Origin of the sequence: Arthrobacter sp. L77 (genome assembly GCF_000816565.1) — a bacterium.
Lineage (GTDB): Bacteria > Actinomycetota > Actinomycetes > Actinomycetales > Micrococcaceae > Arthrobacter_D > Arthrobacter_D antioxidans.
This window is the reverse complement of sequence record NZ_JWSU01000001.1, coordinates 66,837-83,270: the sequence shown is the minus strand read 5'-3', so window position 1 is coordinate 83,270 and position 16,434 is coordinate 66,837. Positions and strand designations below refer to the sequence as shown.

General features: G+C 70.9%; 19 protein-coding genes and 1 tRNA gene. 9 read left to right on the top strand and 11 right to left on the bottom strand.

Features of this window, described 5'->3' with window-relative positions:
• Positions 1 to 79 precede the first annotated feature (79 nt).
• Positions 80 to 1,054, top strand: coding sequence for a DNA-3-methyladenine glycosylase family protein (locus RY94_RS00420; protein WP_043440469.1), 975 nt, complete (start codon positions 80 to 82; stop codon positions 1,052 to 1,054).
• Positions 1,055 to 1,141: 87 nt separating this feature from the next.
• Positions 1,142 to 1,429, top strand: a complete 288-nt coding sequence (locus tag RY94_RS00415; RefSeq protein WP_043440467.1) for a putative quinol monooxygenase — start codon at positions 1,142 to 1,144, stop codon at positions 1,427 to 1,429.
• Between the two features lie 83 nt (positions 1,430 to 1,512).
• On the opposite strand, the gene trxA is transcribed toward RY94_RS00415, so the two are convergent.
• On the bottom strand, positions 1,513 to 1,902 hold the full coding sequence (gene trxA / locus RY94_RS00410; RefSeq protein ID WP_043440465.1) for a thioredoxin: 390 nt from the start codon (positions 1,900 to 1,902) through the stop codon (positions 1,513 to 1,515).
• Positions 1,903 to 1,987: 85 nt separating this feature from the next.
• Here trxA and RY94_RS00405 point away from each other — a divergent pair, with 85 nt between their 5' ends.
• On the top strand, positions 1,988 to 2,422 hold the full coding sequence (locus RY94_RS00405) for a DUF1810 domain-containing protein (protein ID WP_043440462.1): 435 nt from the start codon (positions 1,988 to 1,990) through the stop codon (positions 2,420 to 2,422).
• 16 nt (positions 2,423 to 2,438) lie between these two features.
• On the opposite strand, the gene RY94_RS00400 is transcribed toward RY94_RS00405, so the two are convergent.
• Positions 2,439 to 2,882, bottom strand: coding sequence for a MarR family winged helix-turn-helix transcriptional regulator (locus RY94_RS00400; protein ID WP_043440459.1), 444 nt, complete (start codon positions 2,880 to 2,882; stop codon positions 2,439 to 2,441).
• A gap of 96 nt (positions 2,883 to 2,978) precedes the next feature.
• Here RY94_RS00400 and RY94_RS00395 point away from each other — a divergent pair, with 96 nt between their 5' ends.
• Positions 2,979 to 3,506 (top strand): DUF6314 family protein, encoded by a 528-nt coding sequence (locus RY94_RS00395; protein WP_052273768.1) that lies wholly within the window; start codon positions 2,979 to 2,981, stop codon positions 3,504 to 3,506.
• Here the strand turns inward: RY94_RS00395 and RY94_RS00390 are convergent.
• From RY94_RS00390 to RY94_RS00380, 3 genes are all read right to left on the bottom strand, one after another.
• The gene (locus tag RY94_RS00390) at positions 3,454 to 4,488 is read right to left on the bottom strand and encodes an acyltransferase family protein (protein ID WP_156134957.1); all 1,035 of its coding nucleotides are present in this window, start codon (positions 4,486 to 4,488) and stop codon (positions 3,454 to 3,456) included. The genes RY94_RS00395 and RY94_RS00390 overlap by 53 nt on opposite strands.
• 147 nt (positions 4,489 to 4,635) lie before the next feature.
• Positions 4,636 to 4,717 (bottom strand) — tRNA-Tyr (locus RY94_RS00385).
• An 89-nt stretch (positions 4,718 to 4,806) separates the two neighbouring features.
• A complete protein-coding gene (locus RY94_RS00380; protein WP_043440457.1) occupies positions 4,807 to 5,178 on the bottom strand; it encodes a hypothetical protein in 372 nt (123 codons plus the stop codon).
• Between the two features lie 147 nt (positions 5,179 to 5,325).
• Between RY94_RS00380 and RY94_RS00375 the strand changes: the two genes are divergently transcribed.
• On the top strand, positions 5,326 to 5,814 hold the full coding sequence (locus RY94_RS00375; RefSeq protein ID WP_043440455.1) for a YajQ family cyclic di-GMP-binding protein: 489 nt from the start codon (positions 5,326 to 5,328) through the stop codon (positions 5,812 to 5,814).
• 75 nt (positions 5,815 to 5,889) lie between these two features.
• Here the strand turns inward: RY94_RS00375 and htpX are convergent, their stop codons facing one another.
• The 3 genes from htpX to RY94_RS00360 form a co-directional block, all read right to left on the bottom strand.
• Positions 5,890 to 6,771: a zinc metalloprotease HtpX gene (htpX, locus tag RY94_RS00370; protein WP_043440453.1), complete on the bottom strand. Its 882-nt coding sequence runs from the start codon at positions 6,769 to 6,771 to the stop codon at positions 5,890 to 5,892.
• 117 nt (positions 6,772 to 6,888) lie between these two features.
• Positions 6,889 to 8,175 carry an MFS transporter gene (locus RY94_RS00365; protein WP_043440451.1) on the bottom strand — a complete coding sequence of 429 codons (1,287 nt, stop codon included), beginning with the start codon at positions 8,173 to 8,175 and terminating at the stop codon, positions 6,889 to 6,891.
• A 65-nt stretch (positions 8,176 to 8,240) separates the two neighbouring features.
• Positions 8,241 to 8,945 (bottom strand): esterase/lipase family protein, encoded by a 705-nt coding sequence (locus RY94_RS00360; RefSeq protein WP_043440448.1) that lies wholly within the window; start codon positions 8,943 to 8,945, stop codon positions 8,241 to 8,243.
• Between the two features lie 92 nt (positions 8,946 to 9,037).
• On the opposite strand from RY94_RS00360, the gene RY94_RS00355 reads away from it, so the two are divergent.
• Entirely contained in the window at positions 9,038 to 9,520 is a 483-nt protein-coding gene (locus RY94_RS00355; protein WP_231554355.1) for a Fur family transcriptional regulator, read from the top strand.
• Between the two features lie 7 nt (positions 9,521 to 9,527).
• On the top strand, positions 9,528 to 11,015 hold the full coding sequence (locus RY94_RS00350) for a catalase (RefSeq protein WP_043440445.1): 1,488 nt from the start codon (positions 9,528 to 9,530) through the stop codon (positions 11,013 to 11,015).
• 64 nt (positions 11,016 to 11,079) lie between these two features.
• Here the strand turns inward: RY94_RS00350 and RY94_RS00345 are convergent, their stop codons facing one another.
• On the bottom strand, positions 11,080 to 12,021 hold the full coding sequence (locus tag RY94_RS00345; protein ID WP_043440441.1) for an SDR family NAD(P)-dependent oxidoreductase: 942 nt from the start codon (positions 12,019 to 12,021) through the stop codon (positions 11,080 to 11,082).
• Positions 12,022 to 12,196: 175 nt separating this feature from the next.
• Here RY94_RS00345 and RY94_RS00340 point away from each other — a divergent pair, with 175 nt between their 5' ends.
• Entirely contained in the window at positions 12,197 to 13,039 is an 843-nt protein-coding gene (locus RY94_RS00340) for a helix-turn-helix transcriptional regulator (protein WP_043440438.1), read from the top strand.
• Between the two features lie 117 nt (positions 13,040 to 13,156).
• Complete coding sequence (locus RY94_RS00335) at positions 13,157 to 14,167, top strand: adenosine deaminase (protein WP_043440436.1); 1,011 nt, start codon at positions 13,157 to 13,159, stop codon at positions 14,165 to 14,167.
• A gap of 443 nt (positions 14,168 to 14,610) precedes the next feature.
• Here RY94_RS00335 and RY94_RS00330 read toward each other — a convergent pair whose 3' ends face one another.
• Together RY94_RS00330 and RY94_RS00325 are read right to left on the bottom strand one after the other, a co-directional pair.
• Positions 14,611 to 15,624, bottom strand: coding sequence for a glycine betaine ABC transporter substrate-binding protein (locus RY94_RS00330; RefSeq protein WP_043440433.1), 1,014 nt, complete (start codon positions 15,622 to 15,624; stop codon positions 14,611 to 14,613).
• The gene (locus RY94_RS00325) at positions 15,621 to 16,328 is read right to left on the bottom strand and encodes an ABC transporter permease (RefSeq protein WP_043441200.1); all 708 of its coding nucleotides are present in this window, start codon (positions 16,326 to 16,328) and stop codon (positions 15,621 to 15,623) included. The genes RY94_RS00330 and RY94_RS00325 overlap by 4 nt, the downstream gene beginning before the upstream one ends.
• Positions 16,329 to 16,434 lie beyond the last annotated feature (106 nt).

Sequence of the window (16,434 nt, the reverse complement as noted above, 5' to 3'; positions counted from 1 at the left end):
GGACNGCGCGCCGGACCGCGCCGCGACCGCGGGACCGGCCGGACGCCGGACCGGCCGGGCGCCGTGGGACGATTGATCCATGACCATCGCTCCCGTCGCCGTACCCTCGGGCGCCGAGGCCGCGGAGTGGGTGCCCGACGGCCCGTACAGCCTGGCCAGGACGATCGGCACCCTGCAGTGCGGGCCGCACGACCCGTCGTTCATCGTGCAGGGCCCCGATCACTGGCTCGCGTTCCGCACCCCTGACGGACCGGTCACACTGGCCCTGCGCCAGCGCGGGTCGCTGAACGACAGCCGCGTCCAGGCGACGGCGTGGGGGCCCGGGGCTGCCTGCGCGCTCGCATCCCTGCCTCGGCTGCTCGGCGCCGACGACGACTGGAGTGTCTTCGACGCAGCGGAGTTCCGCGCCACCCTGCCCGACCTCGCCCGCAAGGGCCGGTACCTCACGCCCGGGTTGCGGCTGCCGTCGTCGGGCCGCATGCTCGACACCGTGGCGCGGGCCGTCCTCGAGCAGCGGGTGACCGGCATCGAGGCCAAACGGGCCTGGCGCTACCTGCTGGTCCGGTACGGGGACGCCGCTCCCGGGTCCGGCGGCGTCGGGCCTGCCGCGCTCCGCCTCCCGCCGACCGCCGAGCAGTGGCGCCGGGTCCCGTCCTGGGACTGGCACAAGGCCGGGGTCGACGCCCAGCGCTCGTCCACCCTCCTCAAGGCCGCCCACGTGGCGACCGGGCTGGAACGCCTCGCGTCGCTGCCCGGCGGTGACGCCGTCCGTACGGGACTCCGGTCCGTGTCGGGGATCGGCGTCTGGACGGTGGCCGAAGTGGTGCAGCGGACGCACGGCTGCCCCGATTCCATCTCGGTGGGCGACTACCACCTCGCCGCCTACGTGGGCGCCGCGCTCACCGGCCGGCGCACCGACGACGCCGGCATGATCGAACTGCTGAAGCCGTGGAAGGGCCAGCGCCAGCGCGTGGTCCGCTCGCTCTATGCCAGCGGGTTCCGCAAACCGACGTTCGGGCCGCGACTCTCGCCCGAGGACCACCGCCGGCGCTGACCCCGGAGCCGGCCGGGGCGCCGGCGTGTGCGGAGGACGGCCACGCCACGATGCGGAGGACAGGCGTGCCACCGCTAGGGTTGGAGGATGAGCCAGCCCGTAGACGTCACCGCAGTATTCACCCCGCTCGACGGCGAGTTCTTCCGCGTGGAGCTCGCCCTCGGCATCGCCATCGAACAGGTGGTGGAGGAGCCCGGGTGCATCCGTTACGAGATCACCGATGCCCAGCAGGACCGTATCGTCCTCACCGAGCAGTGGGAGTCCACCGAACTCCTCGACCAGCACCTGCGCGGCCCCGCCATCCAGGACCTCGGCGAATCCCTGAGCGCCCTGCTGGCCCGGCCGGTGGAGGTCGTGCGCTCGGACCGGGCCTGACCGGGCCTGATCAGACAGCTGAACCGACGGACGACGAAGCCCCGCACTCGAAGGAGTGCGGGGCTTCTCTGTTGCCTGAGCGACTACTGGCTGTCGGCGGCCGGGGTTCCCTCGGCCTGCTGCTGGGCGATCTGCTCGTGCACGGCCTTCATGTCGAGGCCCTTCACGGCGTCGACGAGTTCGCCGAACTGGGTCGCGTTCAGGGCGCCCGGCTGGGAGAAGACGAGCACCTTGTCGCGGAAGGCCATGAGCGTGGGGATGGACGTGATGCCCGCGGCGGCGGCGAGGGACTGCTCGGCCTCGGTGTCCACCTTCGCGAAGGTGACGTCCTCGTGCTGCTGCGACACGGCGTCGTACACCGGTGCGAACTGCTTGCACGGGCCACACCATTCGGCCCAGAAGTCGACGAACACGATGTCGTTGCCCTCGATGGTTTCTGGGAAGCTTGCCTCAGTGATATTGATTGTCGACATCCTTCAACGCTAGCGACCGTCGGCAGTCATGTCAGGTGTGTTCGCTACCGATGAAGAACCCCACCACCGACCGAAGGCGGCACGAGTGACCGAGGACCCCCATGACCTGGCCCGATTCGTCGCGGCGCAGGATGCCCACGGCACCTACGCGGATGCCCTGGCCGAGCTGAACCGGGGCCGCAAGACGAGCCACTGGATGTGGTTCGTCTTCCCCCAGATCGCGGGGCTGGGGAGCAGCCCGACGGCGGTCCGGTACGCCATCGCATCGCTCGACGAGGCACAGGCCTACCTGTCGCATCCCGTGCTCGGACCCCGGCTGATGGAGAGCACCCAGGCCCTCCTCACCCTGGACGGCAGCGACCCCGTGGCGGTGCTCGGCGGGATCGACGCCCGCAAGCTGCAGTCCTCCATGACGCTTTTCAACCGGGCCGCGCCCCAGGAACCGTGGTTCCAGGCCGTGCTGGACCGCTACTACGGCGGCGTGGAGGACGAGGGGACTGCCTCGATCCTCGCCGGCTGAGGCGGTAGGACCCCGCCTATTCGAGGGTGTGGTTGATCTTCTGGATGATCGGCAGGGCGGCGGCGAGCGTGGCCCTCTCCCCGTCGTCGAGCCGCTCGAGCAGGGCTGCGATGCGCGCGTTGCGGCGCCGGCTGGCCTCCTCCCAGGTGGCGCGCCCCTGATCGGTGAGCTGCACCAGGACGGCACGCGAGTCGGTCGGGTCCGGCCGGCGGCTGACGAGCCCGGCCTGTTCGAGCTTGATGATCTGCTCGGTCGCCGAGGGCACCCGGATGCCGAGATTCGCGGCGATCCGGCTCACCCGGAGCGGGGTCGCCGCCGCCATACTGAGGGTGCTCATCTGCATGGCGGTGAGGTCTCCGTCGATGTCCATCGAGCGGCTCAGGAAGACGGTGTGGCGCAGCGTTGTACGGAAGGACTGCGCGAGGTCCAGCAGCTGCGGATCCGGGGTGTCGGGGCTCATAGTTAGGTAGCCTAACATTCAGGAGGGGTCAGGAGCAAGGTGCACGGGTCGCCCGTGCCGCGTTAGCGTGGTCGGAGCCGACACGGAGGAGGACCCATGCAGCACGATGCGCCGACGGCTGCGGTGCCCGCCGGGCCGGTCCCCGTCCACGATCCGATCGGCTTCCTCATGGGCGCCTGGGCGACGGAGCGGACCCTGCTGGACCGGGCCGGCGGCGTCACGGGCACCTTCACCGGCACCACGACCTTCACGGCCGACGGCGGCGGCCTGCGCTGGGACGAGCAGGGCACGGTCAGCTTGCCCCACTTCCGCGGCCCGGCCTCGCGCTCGTACCGCATCGACGCCGGCGACGGCGGCACCGGGATGGTGGTCACCTTCCCGGACGGGCGGGTGCTGTGCCGCCTGGACCTCAGCCGCGGCCATGCACGCGACGAGCACCCCTGCACCCCGGACACGTACCGGGTGGACTTCGCCGTGCCGTCACCCGACACGGTGCGGTACTCGTGGGACGTCACCGGGCCCGCGAAGGACCTCCTGCTCACGACCGTCCTGACCCGGTCGGGAGCGGGGCTCAGGCCCCCGACCGGCGCGCGTCGGCCACCGTCGCCACCGGGCGGCGCTTGAGCGCCGGCAGCTCGAACAGCAGGTTCACCGAGGCGTGCTTCCTCGTCGAATACATCCATGCCAGACCCAGCGGCGCACCCACACCCACCACCAGGAGCACCGGCAGCAGCCACGTCCCCGCCACTCCGGCTGCGTCCGCGAGGGCGAGGGTGCCCATGATGGGCCCGAGATGCACCACGTAGAAGACGATCGAGTGGCGCCCGACGAACTCGAGGGCCGCCGTCGCGCGGTGGTCGCCGAGCCGCGGGAAGAGCCAGCACACGACGCCGAGCGCACCCACCACGCCCCAGGCGAATTCCCCCCGGTAGAGCACGTCCCTGCCGTCCAGGTTGAGGATGCCCACCGTGACCGCCGCGGCGGCTGCCAGGGCCAGGACCCAGGGCCTGCCGATGGCCCGTTCGACCATCCCAGCATGGCGGGCGCACCAGGCGCCGAAGAAGAAGAACGCCGCGAGGAACGTCATCGTCTCGAGACGACCGCCGTCGGGCATCACGACCGACGCGGCGAGGCTCGCGCCGGCGACCGCCACCGGGGGGATGCGGCGCAGGGGGTAGGCCGCGGCGTAGAAGACGAGGATGAACCACAGGTACCAGAGATAGGTCGGCGAGAGATAGAGGATCTGCGCGACGGCGCGCACGCCGAGGCCGCCGGTCGCGGCCAGGATGATCAGCGACCACAGGAGGTACGGCCACGCGACCAGGGAGACCTTGCCGGCGAAGTAGGCGCGTGCCGGCTTGGCCACCGACCGCGGCAGCAGGATGCCCGAGAGGAACATGAGCACGGGCATGCGGAAGGGTTCGAGGAAGAGATTGACGTGGTCGAACCCGGGCGTCGGGCCGACGGCCATCCTGAGGGCCTCGCCCGCGTGGAGCAGGACGACGAGGAGGATGGCGACGCCTCGGAGGCTGTCCAGCCATCCGATCCGAGTCCGTGTGGTGCTGCTGATCCTGGTCCCCCGCCGTCGAACTCCAACTGTAGGCATGTGCACAGGGAATTCGTCGGGCCCACCCGGGGGGATTGCCCTGCCCGCCGATCCGTGCTGGGAGCTTCCCGGGAGAGGGTGCGGCGCCTGCTCCCTGGCCGTTAACGGCGAAGGGCCCGCTCCGATGGAGCGGGCCCTTCCTTGCTGTGGCAGATGAGGGATTCGAACCCCCGTAGGCGTTGCCAGCTGATTTACAGTCAGCCCCCTTTGGCCGCTCGGGTAATCTGCCGAACGTCTTCACAGGAAGACCGCCCGCAGCAAGCGCGGGCAAGACAACTTTACCCACAAACCGCCCCGGAGACGAATCGGCCCGGGACGCTACAGGCCCGCGGCCACCCGGCGCTCGATCTGCGCGTAGAAACCGGTGGCCTGCTCCTGCGTGACCAGGTGCAGCAGGACGGCCCTGTCGAGGTCCGCACGGACTCCCGCCAGGCGCTCCTGCGGGGTCGCCGCGACCACGGCCGCCGACGGAAAGCCCACCGACGCCGACTCCACGTCCGGGAGGACATCGGGTGCATCGCTGCCCGTACTGTCCGTGCTGCCTGCGGGGGCGATCACCGCCGGCGGGACGGCGAGCGCCGGGGCCGCACCCAGCCCGGTCAGCGACGCCGCCGAGGCCGCCGCGAGGAAGGACCCGGCGACGGCCCGGCGGAGCCGGACGCGGTAGCGGCGGCGTGTTGTCCCTGTCATGGCGGTCCTCCCTGGGTGCGGCTGCTCGTCACCACGGTGCCAGCCGACCGTGTGCCTGCACCCGGTGACACCTGAGCGCCCGCTGTGAAGCGCAGGGGTTCCGGATAGGCTTGAGGGCAAGGAACCCAACCACCCCGAGGAGGCATCGTGGCGAGTGAATCCACGTTCGACGTCGTAAGCAAAGTGGACAAGCAGGAGGTCGCCAACGCGCTGAACCAGGCGCAGAAGGAGATCGCCCAGCGGTACGACTTCAAGGGGGTCGGCGCGGAGGTGGACTTCAGCGGCGAGAAGATCCTCATGAAGGCGAACTCGGAGGAGCGCGTCCTCGCGGTGCTCGACGTCCTGCAGTCCAAGATGATCAAGCGCGGCATCTCCCTGAAGTCCCTCGACACCGGCGAGCCGTTCCCCTCGGGCAAGGAGTACCGCCTCGAGACCTCCATCAAGGAGGGCATTGCCCAGGACCTCGCGAAGAAGATCAACAAGCTGATCCGCGACGAGGGCCCCAAGGGCGTCAAGTCGCAGATCCAGGGCGACGAGCTGCGCGTCAGCTCGAAGTCGCGCGATGACCTGCAGGCCACCATGGCCCTGCTCAAGAACTTCGACGAGGCGGACCTCCAGTTCGTGAACATGCGCTGACCGGAGCGCGACCAGCACCGACGACGACGGCGGCCCCACCTGCGGAAGGTGGGGCCGCCGTCGTCCGTCGTGGTCCTACCGGCTGAGCGGTCGGCCTGCCATGCCCTCGAGGCGGGCGATGCGCTGGTCCATCGGCGGGTGGGTCGCGAACAGCCTGCCCACGCCGGCCCCCTTGAACGGATTGGCGATCATCAGGTGGGAGGTGTTGACGAGGCGCTGGTCCTGCGGCATCGGGGCCCGCTGCGTGCCGCTCTCGAGTTTGCGCAGGGCCGAGGCGAGGGCCAGCGGGTCGTCGGTCAGGGCGGCGCCGTCCTCGTCGGCGTCGTACTCGCGGGTGCGGCCGATCGCGGTCTGGATGAGCCCCGCGGCCAGCGGCGCGAGGAAGGCGAGGAGCAGCGCGCCGATGGGGTTGCCGCCCTGGTTGCGGTTGCCGCCCATGATGCCCGCGAAGGCGAACATCTGCGCCACGGACGTGATGACGCCGGCCACCGCGGCCGCGATGGACCCGGTGAGGATGTCGCGGTTGTAGACGTGCATGAGCTCGTGCCCCAGGACGCCGCGCAGTTCACGCTCGTTCAGCAACTGCAGGATGCCCTGCGTGCAGCACACCGCGGCGTTCTCCGGGTTGCGGCCGGTCGCGAAGGCGTTGGGCGCCATGGTCGGCGAGACGTAGAGCCGCGGCATGGGCTTGTCGGCCCGCGTGCTGAGCTCCCGGACGATCCGGTACATGGCCGGCGCCTGCTGCTCCGTGACCTCGACGGCGCGCATGCTGCGGATGGCGATCTTGTCGCTGTTCCAGTAGCTGTAGGCGACCGACCCGACGCCGAGGAGGGCGAACAGCCAGATGAACATGGAGCTGCCGGTCGCGCCGGCGATGACCGCACCGAAGAGGAGGAAGATCCCCATCAGGGCGCCGAACAGCAACGCCGTCTTGGCACCGTTGAAATGGTTGTGCACTGCTCTCTCCTTGCGCTGTGGGGCCGGGGCGAACATCAGTACAACGCGGGTGGTGGGTGGCCTGTTCCGTTCATCGTACGGGCCGGCGCTGCGGGCCGGCAGGGAGGAGGCGGGCGGTCAGGGCTGGGGATGGCGCGCGTCGTACTGCGCGAAGCGGGGCTGCCAGCGGGCGACGGCGAGCACCAGGACGGCACACGCGATCCCCCCGGCGACGGCGGTCCAGCCCTCCCCCAGCCACGCCGCCTGACCGCCGGCCACCATGTCGCCGAGGCGCGGCCCGCCGGCGACGACGACGATGAACACACCCTGGAGGCGCCCGCGCATCGCGTCCGGCGTCGCCGACTGGAGGATCGTGTTGCGGAAGACACTGCTGATGGAATCGGCGATGCCGGCGAGCACGAGGCAGGCGGCCGCGGGGAGGACCCACACGGAGATCTCGCCCTCGCCCGCCGCGGGCTGACCGGTCGCGGTGGCCATGACGACGACGAGCCCGAAGCCGGCCACGGACGCACCCCATCCGACGATCGACCAGATGACCGCCTGACCCTGCCTGTGGATGTGCCCGAGCGGGCCGGAGAACAGCCCGGCGAGCACCGAGCCGAAAGCGCCGGAGGCCAGCAGGATGCCCACGGTCAGCTCGCCCCCTCCGATGAGCACCGCGCCGACGGCCGGCAGCAGCGCCCGCGGTTGCGCCGTGATCATGGCGATGAGGTCGAGGATGAAGGTCATGCGGATGTTCGGCCGCGTACCGAGGAAGCGGAACCCCTCGAGCACGGTCGCGAGGCCGGCCCGCCGCGTGGGACCCTCGGGCGGCAGCGACGGGAGCCGGTAGAGGGCCCACAGCGCGAAGGTGAAGGTGACGACGTCGACCGTGTACGTCCAGGCGTAGCCCACCTGCGCCACGAGGACTCCCGCGAGCAGCGGACCCACCGTGAAGGCCAGGCCGAAGGTGATCATGCTCAGGGCGTTGGCCGCGGGCAGCAGCGCCGGTCGCACGAGCCGCGGGATGATGGAGCTCCGCGTGGGCTGGTTGATGCCCGCGGCACCGGACTGGATGGCGATCAGGGCGTAGAGCAGCCCCACGCTGTCCACCCCGATCCACGCCTGCAGCGCGATGGCCGCCGTGGTGGCCCACAGCGCCAGCCCCGAGAGCAGCGCGACCGTGCGGCGGTCCTGAGCGTCGGCGATCGCACCGCCGTAGAGGCCCGCCACCACCAGGGGCACGAGGGCGAACAGGCTGAGCAGACCCACGCTGAGGGTGGACTGCGTGAGGGAGTAGATCTGCAGGCTGACGGCCACGATGGTGAGCTGCGTACCGATCGCCGAGAGCGCCGTGCCGATGTAGAGCCTCCGGAATGCCGGGCTCTCCTTCAGCGGGGTGATGTCGGCGAGGAGTCTGGGCACGGGTGAAGTCTAGCGGCGGATTGATTCGCTCCGGCAACGGTTGCGGCGCGTCGAGGAGGTATTGCTCAGGCGGTGCCGGTGGCCCCCGCCGCGATCGCCCGATCGATCTCCCGCAGGACGCGGCGGTCGGCGATGGGCCGGAAGTGGCCCATCGTCTCGAGCTGCACGTTGCGGGCCCCCTCCACGAAGCTGCCGCCCGGGATGTGCGGATCGAACCGCCCGTAGATCGAGGTGATGCGAGCGTTCAGGGAGAGGTGTGTCCGGAGCATCCGCACCGTGCGGTTGTACGGCGAGAACGCCCTGATGCTGGGCAGCAGGAAGAAGGCGGCGTAGATGGATCCGGAGAACGGGGTGTTCACCGCCACGAGGCGGTCGACACGCGGAGCCACGCTCGACATCGTCAGGAGGAACTTGCCGATCAGGCCACCCTTGCTGTGCGCGACGAGGACGACGTCGGTGAGATCGTGCTCCTCCAGGTGGGCGGCGGCGAGGTGCGCCATGTCCTCCACCGTGCCGCGGTTGTACCCCAGCGTCTGCACCACGTGCACCGCGTGCCCTGCCCGGTGCAGGTGGTGGGCGATGGGCCGCATGAACTGCCAGGTCTCGTAGATGCCGGGAAGGAGCAGGATGGGCGCCTTGCCGGCCGGCGCCCCCGCGGGCGGCGTCCGGTAGCGCGCGGGATCGGCCCGCAGCAGGAAGCCGTGTGCCTGCCAGAAGCCCACGTAGGCGTAGTCCAGCGCCCAGGCCCAGCCGCGCACAAAAAGGTTCATCCTATCAACGATACCGACTGCACGGGCCGCGTGGTGGAGAAGTTCGGGGCACCCTATTATGACAAAGTCAGATTTACTGGTTCACTGAAGCAATGATGGAGACGAGAGGCGCGACCCGCGAGGCCCGGTGGTCCGCTGCCCTGCACGCGCACCAGCGGCGCGTGACGCGCCAGCGCCTCGCCGTCCTCGCCGCCGTCGAGCAGTCGCCGCACGCCACCGCGGACGACGCCGCCGGTGCGGTCCGCGCCGAGCTGCCCCAGATCACCGTGCAGTCCGTGTACGTGATCCTGGCCGATCTCACCGCCGTCGGCCTGCTGCGCCGCATCGAGACACCGCACTCCCCCGCCCGCTACGAGACCCGCGTGGACGACAACCACCACCACGCCGTCTGTACCGGCTGCGGGCGGATCGAGGACGTCGACTGCGCGGTCGGGCATGCGCCCTGCCTCACCCCCGAGTGGTCGCCCGGCGCCTCCCGGATGACCATCCAGGTCGCAGAGGTCCTCTATCAGGGACTCTGCGACGACTGCCGCCCGGCAGCCCCACACCACCACCAGTCCCACCACCAGGAATAGGAGCACTATGTCCGCGAACTTCAGCACCACGCAGTCCGGCGCGCCCGTCATCGACGACAGCAACTCGTCCGCCCTCGGCCGCGACGGCGTCATCCCGCTCACCGACCACTACCTCATCGAGAAGCTGGCGCAGTTCAACCGCGAGCGCGTCCCCGAGCGCGTGGTCCACGCCAAGGGCGGCGGAGCGTTCGGTGTCTTCGAGACCACCGAGGACGTCAGCATGTACACGCGCGCCGCGCTCTTCCAGAAGGGCACGACGACGGAGACGCTCCTGCGCTTCTCCTCCGTGGCCGGCGAGCAGGGCTCCCCCGACACCTGGCGGGACCCTCGCGGCTTCGCCCTGAAGTTCTACACCTCCGAGGGCAACTACGACCTCGTGGGCAACAACACCCCGGTGTTCTTCATCCGCGACGGCATCAAGTTCCCCGACTTCATCCACTCGCAGAAGCGCCTGCCCGGCACCAACCTCCGCGACGCCGACATGCAGTGGGACTTCTGGACCCTCAGCCCCGAATCCGCGCACCAGGTGACCTGGCTGATGGGCGATCGTGGCCTGCCGAACTCGTGGCGCACCATGAACGGCTACGGCTCGCACACCTTCATGTGGATCAACGAGCTCAACGAGAAGTTCTGGGTCAAGTACCACTTCAAGTCCAACCAGGGCCATGAGGTGCTGACGGTCGACGAGGCCGAGGCGCTCGCCGGGTCCGACGCCGACCACCACCTGCGGGACCTCTCGGAGAACATCGCGAAGGGCAACCACCCGAGCTGGGACCTGAAGGTCCAGATCATGCCGTACGACGACGCGAAGACGTACCGCTTCAACCCGTTCGACCTCACGAAGGTGTGGCCGCAGGCCGATTACCCGCTGATCCCGGTCGGCAGGCTCACGCTGAACCGCAACCCGGAGAACTACTTCGCGCAGATCGAGCAGGCCACGTTCGCGCCGTCGAACTTCGTGCCCGGCATCGCCGCGAGCCCGGACCGCATGCTGCAGGCGCGCATCTTCTCCTACGCGGATGCGCACCGCTACCGTGTGGGCACCAACCACGCGCAGCTGCCCGTGAACATGCCGAAGAACGAGGTCCGCAACTACTCGAAGGACGGCGCGGCGCGCTACCACTTCAACGCGGCCTCCACCCCGGTCTACGCACCGAACTCGGTGGGCGGACCCGCCGCCGATCCGGCGCAGTACGGCGCCCACGGCGGCTGGGAGAACGACGGCGACCTCGTGTACGCGGCGCACTCGCTGCACGCCGAGGACGACGACTTCGGCCAGGCCGGGACGCTCTACCGCGAGGTGTTCGACGACGCCCAGCGTGCGCGCTTCCTCGAGACCATCACCGGTGCCGTGGGCGGCGTGCAGAGTGACGAGATCCGTGCCCGGGCCGTCCAGTACTGGACCAACGTCGACGCCGAGCTCGGCGCGAAGCTCGCTGCGAACCTCGGCAGCGGCGAGACGCCGGCCACCGAGTCGGAAGCCGCGCTCTACTAGGCGCTCCGGCAGGACCCGAGGAGGGCGGACCCGCACGGGTCCGCCCTCCTTCGTGTTCCCGGGGTCACGAACCGGCCAGGAGGCCGAGCGAGACCTCCCACAGCCTCCGGGCACTGACCGGGTCCAGCGCGTAGTCCCGGACACCGTGGAGCCCGTCGACGATCGCCGGCACGACCTCCGCTGCACGGCAGTCCTCGAGGTAGAGCCCGCCGACTCCCTCGAGCAGCGGCGACACCGCGGCGAACACCGAGGTGGCGGCGCCCTGCGCGGGCGTCTTGACGGTGAGGCCGAGCGCCGCGACCTGCGCCTTCGTCGCGGCGAGCGCCGCGGGGTCCCAGTGCCGCTGGAGCCCGGTCCACACCCCACCCGGCATGACGGCGTTCGCGGTGACGCCGTCGTCCGCCCAGCGCCGCGTCGCCTCGACCGCGAAGAGCACGTTCGCGGTCTTCGACTGCCCGTAGGCGAGCCCCGCATCGTACGGGCGGCGCTCGAAGAACAGGTCGTCGTAGACGATGTCGGAGTTCCCGTGGCCGCTCGAGCTCACGGACACGATGCGCGCACCCTCGGCCGCCGCGAGTGCGGCACGGAGTCCCGTGGCGAGGGCGAAATGCCCCAGGTGGTTCGTGGCGAACTGCAGCTCCCACCCCCGGGGCGTCCGCAGCTCCGGCGTCATCATGACCCCGGCGTTGGTGACGAGCAGGTGCAGCGGTCCGCTCCAGTCGTCGGTGAAGCGGCCCACCGAGCCCGGGTCCGCGAGATCCAGGCTCCTGACGTCCACGGTGGCGCCGGGACTGCTGCGGCGGATGTCCGCGACCGTGCGCCGGCCGGCCTCGGGATCCCTGACGGCCAGGGTCACCGCGGCACCCGCATGGGCCAGCGCCCGCGCGGTCTCCACGCCGATGCCCGAGGAGCCGCCGGTGACGACGGCGGCGCGGCCGCGGAGGTCGAGGCCCTCGACCACCTCCAGGGCCGTGCTGTCCGCCCCGAAGGGCACGGGCGCGGGCATCAGCCCGGCCCCGTCGGCGGGGTTCCGTCATCGGGGAGCACGGGCGGGGCGGTCGGTACCGGTCCGGTTGTCATGCTCCCAGTTCTACGCGGTGGGCGGCGGGGGGACCAGGCCGCGGCGAACCGGGGCACGGCAGGACCACGATGCGGGCGGGACCACCTCCTACAGTGGGAGGATGCCCGCCGACCGCACCCAGCTCGGAGCGTTCCTCCGCTCCCGCCGCGACAGCCTGACGCCCGCCGACGTCGGACTGCGCGCCTTTCCCGGGCCGCGGCGCGTGCCCGGCCTGCGGAAGGAGGAGCTCGCCGTCCTGGCGGGCGTGAGTCCCGACTACTACAGCAGGCTGGAACAGGGACGGCAGGCGAACATCTCCCGCGGCGTCCTCGACTCCCTCGCGACGGCGCTCCGGCTCGACGACGTCGAACGGGCCCACCTGTTCGCGCTGGCCGCCCCCTCGAACCGCCCGAAGCCGTCGACCGCCGCGGTCCAGCAGGCCGACCCCGGCCTGCTGCGCCTGATGACCGTGCTGGACCACATGCCGGCGCTGGTCCTCGGGCGGCGCGGTGACGTACTGGCCACCAACACGCTCCTCACCTCCGTGCTCACCGGCCTGCGGCCGTCGTCGTCCTTCCCGCGGTTCATGTTCTTCGACCCGCTGGCGCGTGAGCGCATCGTGAACTGGGAGCACTTCGCGGCGGCGTCCGTGGCGGCCCTGCGGGGCGAGCTGGGCCGGCATCCAGATGACCGTCGGCTGGTCGCCCTGATCGACGAGCTCTGCTCCCAGGATGCCGACGCGGCCCGATGGTGGGCCGATCACCGCGTCCAGGACTACGCGTCCGCGGCCAAGCGGATCCTCCATCCGATCGTCGGAGACCTCTCCTTCGACATCGAGACGGTCACGCCGCCCCGTGCCTCCGACCAGGTGCTCGTCGTCTACACGGCGCAGCCGGACTCCGAGACGGCGCAGAAGCTGCCCTTCCTCGCCAGCTGGAGCGTCCGGGAGCCGGCCGGGCGCTGACCGCGGCAGCTGCGGCACCGCGGCACCCCCACGACTCCCGACCCATGCTGATCGCCCCGGCCGTCCGAGCACCCTGCCGTCTGGCGGCCCGCCGTCCGTCCCTCCTAGGCTGGGGTCATGCTGCCACTGCCCTGCGCCGAACTGCACCTGCACATCGAGGGGACCCTCGAACCGGAGCTCATCTTCGCGCTCGCGGAGCGCAACGGGATCACCCTCCCCTATGCCGACCCCGCGGACCTCGCCGCGCGGTACGCGTTCACCGATCTGCAGTCCTTCCTTGACCTCTACTACGCGAACATGGACGTGCTGCGCACGGAGGAGGACTTCACGGACATGACCCGGGCGTACCTGCGCCGGGCGGCCGCGGCCGGCGTCCGCCACGCGGAGATCATGATGGATCCGCAGGCGCACCTGGCCCGCGGCGTCTCCCTCGCGACGTGCGTCGACGGTGTGGCGGCCGCCCTGTCCACGAGCGAGGCCGACGTCGGCATCAGCACGTCCCTGATCGCCGCGTTCCTGCGGGACCGTCCCGCGGCGGAGGCGCTCGTGGTGCTGCGCGACCTCCTCGCGATGGACGCCCCGATCATCGGGATCGGCCTGGACTCGGCGGAGGCTGGCTACCCGCCGTCGCTCTTCCGGGAGGTGTACGACGTGGCCCGGGACGCCGGCCTGAAGTGCGTCGCGCATGCGGGTGAGGAGGGCCCGCCCGCCTACCTGTGGGAGGCGCTCGACGTCCTGGCGGTGGACCGGATCGATCACGGGATCCGCTGCCTCGAGGACGAGGCGCTCGTTGAACGGCTCGTCCTCGAGCAGGTACCGCTGACGGTATGCCCGCTCTCGAACGTGCGGCTGCGGGCCGTCGACGCCATCGACGATCATCCCCTGCCGCACATGCTCGTGCGCGGCCTGAACGTCTCGGTGCACTCGGATGATCCGGCGTACTTCGGCGGCTACCTCGACGACAACCTGGCGGCAGTGGTGGACGCCTTCGGGCTGGGCCTCGACGACCGCGCGCGGCTCGCGGCGAACTCGGTGCGGTCGGCGTTCCTCGGGGAGCAACGGCGCGGGGAGCTGCTGGCGGAGATCGAGGAGTGGCGGGTTGCCGCCCACTCCCCGCACGCCGGTTAGGCGAGGATGCCCCCGCGGTGGGAGACTGCACAGCACAGTGCCTGCACCGGCGGGCGCCGACCGAGGGAGGCGCCACCGTGGAGGACTTCACGATCATCCACGACGAAGGGATCCTGGAGGTCCTCTGGCGGCCCGGCATCGGGATCGGGCCGGGAGAACTCGACGTCCTCGCGAACACGATCACGCACTTCCCGCGCTGGCACGCCTCCCCGGTGCTCGTGCACCTCAACCTCGTCCGGCACATCACCCCGCCCGCGCGCAAGATGCTCGTCGCCTACCATCATGCGGGGCCGATCGGGCTGACGGGCAGCGACCCCGTGGACCGGGTGCTCGCGGCGTTCATCGCCCAGTCGCGCAGCCGGACCCGCTACTTCACGGAGAGCGGGGAGGCCCGCGCCTGGCTGTCCCTGATCGGTGCGACGGCCGGTCCCGGCTCCGGCCCGCTAGGGCCTGGAGATGAAGCCGTTGTCCACCATGAAGTCGAAGGCGACGTCGGCGGGTTCCTCACCCTCGACGTCGACGCGCAGGTTCATGACGCGCAGCGCCTCGTCCGTGAGGGTCGGGGTGATGGCGTCGAACACCTCCTGGAGTTCGGGGAACTCCTCGAGGGTCTCCGCGTAGTACACGGGCGCGGCGTTGTAGGCCGGGAAGAACCCGAGATCGTCCTCGAGGAGGGTCAAATCCAGGGCCTCGATGCGACCGTCCGTGGCGAAGACCTCACCGAAGTTGCAGGCCCCGGTGTCGGTCGCCCCGTAGATGGCCCCCGTGTCGTAGATGCCGATGTTCGCGTCGGGGACGCCGGTCGCCGCTCCGCGCTCGAGGCCGTAGTGCTCCAGCATGGGCGTCATCCCGTCGGCCCGGGAGTTGAACTCCGCCTCCACGCAGAACGTCCGCTGCTCGGGCGGCAATTGGGTGAGCCCTGACATCGTGGTGATGCCGCCCAGCTCCGGGATGGCCTCGGTCCGCACGGCCATGGCATAGGTGTTGTTCAGCGGCGCCGGGCCGCCCCAGACGAGCCCGTTGGCGATGTCGGCGTCACGGACCGCTGCCCACTGCTCCTGCTGGTCGGGGATGCCCGCCTCCTCGCCCAGGAAGGCGAGCCAGGCCGTCCCGGTGTACTCCCACGTCAGGTCTGCCTCACCCGAGAGGATCAGGTCGCGGGGCGGCTGCGACCCTGGCGCATTCGTCAGGTCCGTGACGTCGAAGCCCGCGGCCTGCGCCGCCAGGACCGAGATCTTCCCGAGGATCAGCTGCTCCGTGAAGTTCTTGGACGTCACGGTGAGCGGTGCGCCGTCGGCGCCCTCGATGGGCTGGATGGAGCCGGGGCCGGCGGCGGGGACGTAGGACGTGGCGGGCTGCAGTCCGCACCCGGCCAGGAGGAGGCCGACGGCGGCGGCACCGGTCAGCGCGACGCCCGTGCGGAGACGGTGTCGGCGGAGGCCGGGATGGCGGCTCATGCGAGTCCCTTCGGACGGGCGAGGAGTTCGACGACGCGCCCCACCCAGTCCACGAGTAGTGCGAGAAGGGCGACGCTCACGGCGCCGGCCACGAGGAGGCGCGTCAGGTTGAGATTGACACCGGTGCTGATGAGGATGCCGAGCCCTCCGCCGTTGATGAAGGTGGAGAGCGCGGCCGTGCCCACGAGCAGCACCAGTGCCGTGCGGATACCCGCGAGCATGATGGGCACCGCGAGGGGCAGTTCCACACGGAAGAGGACCGCCGCGGCGCTCATGCCCATCCCCCGGCCGGCCTCGACCAGCCGGTCGTCGACCTGGCCGATGCCGACCATCGTGTTCCGGAGGACCGGGAGGAGCGCGTAGACCACGAGCGCCGTCACGGCTGCGCGGAAACCGAAGCCGAGCCACGCGGCGAGCAGCACCACGAGTCCGATGGCGGGCGCGGACTGGCCGATGTTGACGACCGCGAGGACGCCCCCGGCCAGCCGCCGGAACGGCTTCCGGGTCAGCAGGATGCCGAGCGGGACGGCGAGCACGAGCACGATCGCGGCGGACAGCAGCGTCAGCGCCAGGTGCTCCCGCGTGTAGATGAGGAGGGAGGTCGGGTTGAGGGTGATCTGTTCCGTCGCGGTGAGCTCCGCCGTCGTGAGCCAGAGGGCCAGGGCACCCCCTGCCAGGAGGATGCCTGCGAGCTGCAGGAGCAGCGGGCGCCAGCCGCGGCCCGTGCTGACGGTGAGGGGATCGGCGGCCCCGCGCGGGACGAGGGAGGTGCCGGCACCCGACGTCGGGCCCTGGACAGCCGCGTCGGCG

Coding starts and splice junctions, on each gene's coding strand:
- RY94_RS00420 (WP_043440469.1), top strand. CDS start 80: ATGACCATCGCTCCCGTCGCCGTACCCTCGGGCGCCGAGGCCGCGGAG.
- RY94_RS00415 (WP_043440467.1), top strand. CDS start 1,142: ATGAGCCAGCCCGTAGACGTCACCGCAGTATTCACCCCGCTCGACGGC.
- trxA (WP_043440465.1), bottom strand. CDS start 1,902: ATGTCGACAATCAATATCACTGAGGCAAGCTTCCCAGAAACCATCGAG.
- RY94_RS00400 (WP_043440459.1), bottom strand. CDS start 2,882: ATGAGCCCCGACACCCCGGATCCGCAGCTGCTGGACCTCGCGCAGTCC.
- RY94_RS00395 (WP_052273768.1), top strand. CDS start 2,979: ATGCAGCACGATGCGCCGACGGCTGCGGTGCCCGCCGGGCCGGTCCCC.
- RY94_RS00390 (WP_156134957.1), bottom strand. CDS start 4,488: ATGCCTACAGTTGGAGTTCGACGGCGGGGGACCAGGATCAGCAGCACC.
- RY94_RS00380 (WP_043440457.1), bottom strand. CDS start 5,178: ATGACAGGGACAACACGCCGCCGCTACCGCGTCCGGCTCCGCCGGGCC.
- RY94_RS00360 (WP_043440448.1), bottom strand. CDS start 8,945: ATGAACCTTTTTGTGCGCGGCTGGGCCTGGGCGCTGGACTACGCCTAC.
- RY94_RS00355 (WP_231554355.1), top strand. CDS start 9,038: ATGATGGAGACGAGAGGCGCGACCCGCGAGGCCCGGTGGTCCGCTGCC.
- RY94_RS00350 (WP_043440445.1), top strand. CDS start 9,528: ATGTCCGCGAACTTCAGCACCACGCAGTCCGGCGCGCCCGTCATCGAC.
- RY94_RS00345 (WP_043440441.1), bottom strand. CDS start 12,021: ATGCCCGCGCCCGTGCCCTTCGGGGCGGACAGCACGGCCCTGGAGGTG.
- RY94_RS00340 (WP_043440438.1), top strand. CDS start 12,197: ATGCCCGCCGACCGCACCCAGCTCGGAGCGTTCCTCCGCTCCCGCCGC.
- RY94_RS00335 (WP_043440436.1), top strand. CDS start 13,157: ATGCTGCCACTGCCCTGCGCCGAACTGCACCTGCACATCGAGGGGACC.
- RY94_RS00330 (WP_043440433.1), bottom strand. CDS start 15,624: ATGAGCCGCCATCCCGGCCTCCGCCGACACCGTCTCCGCACGGGCGTC.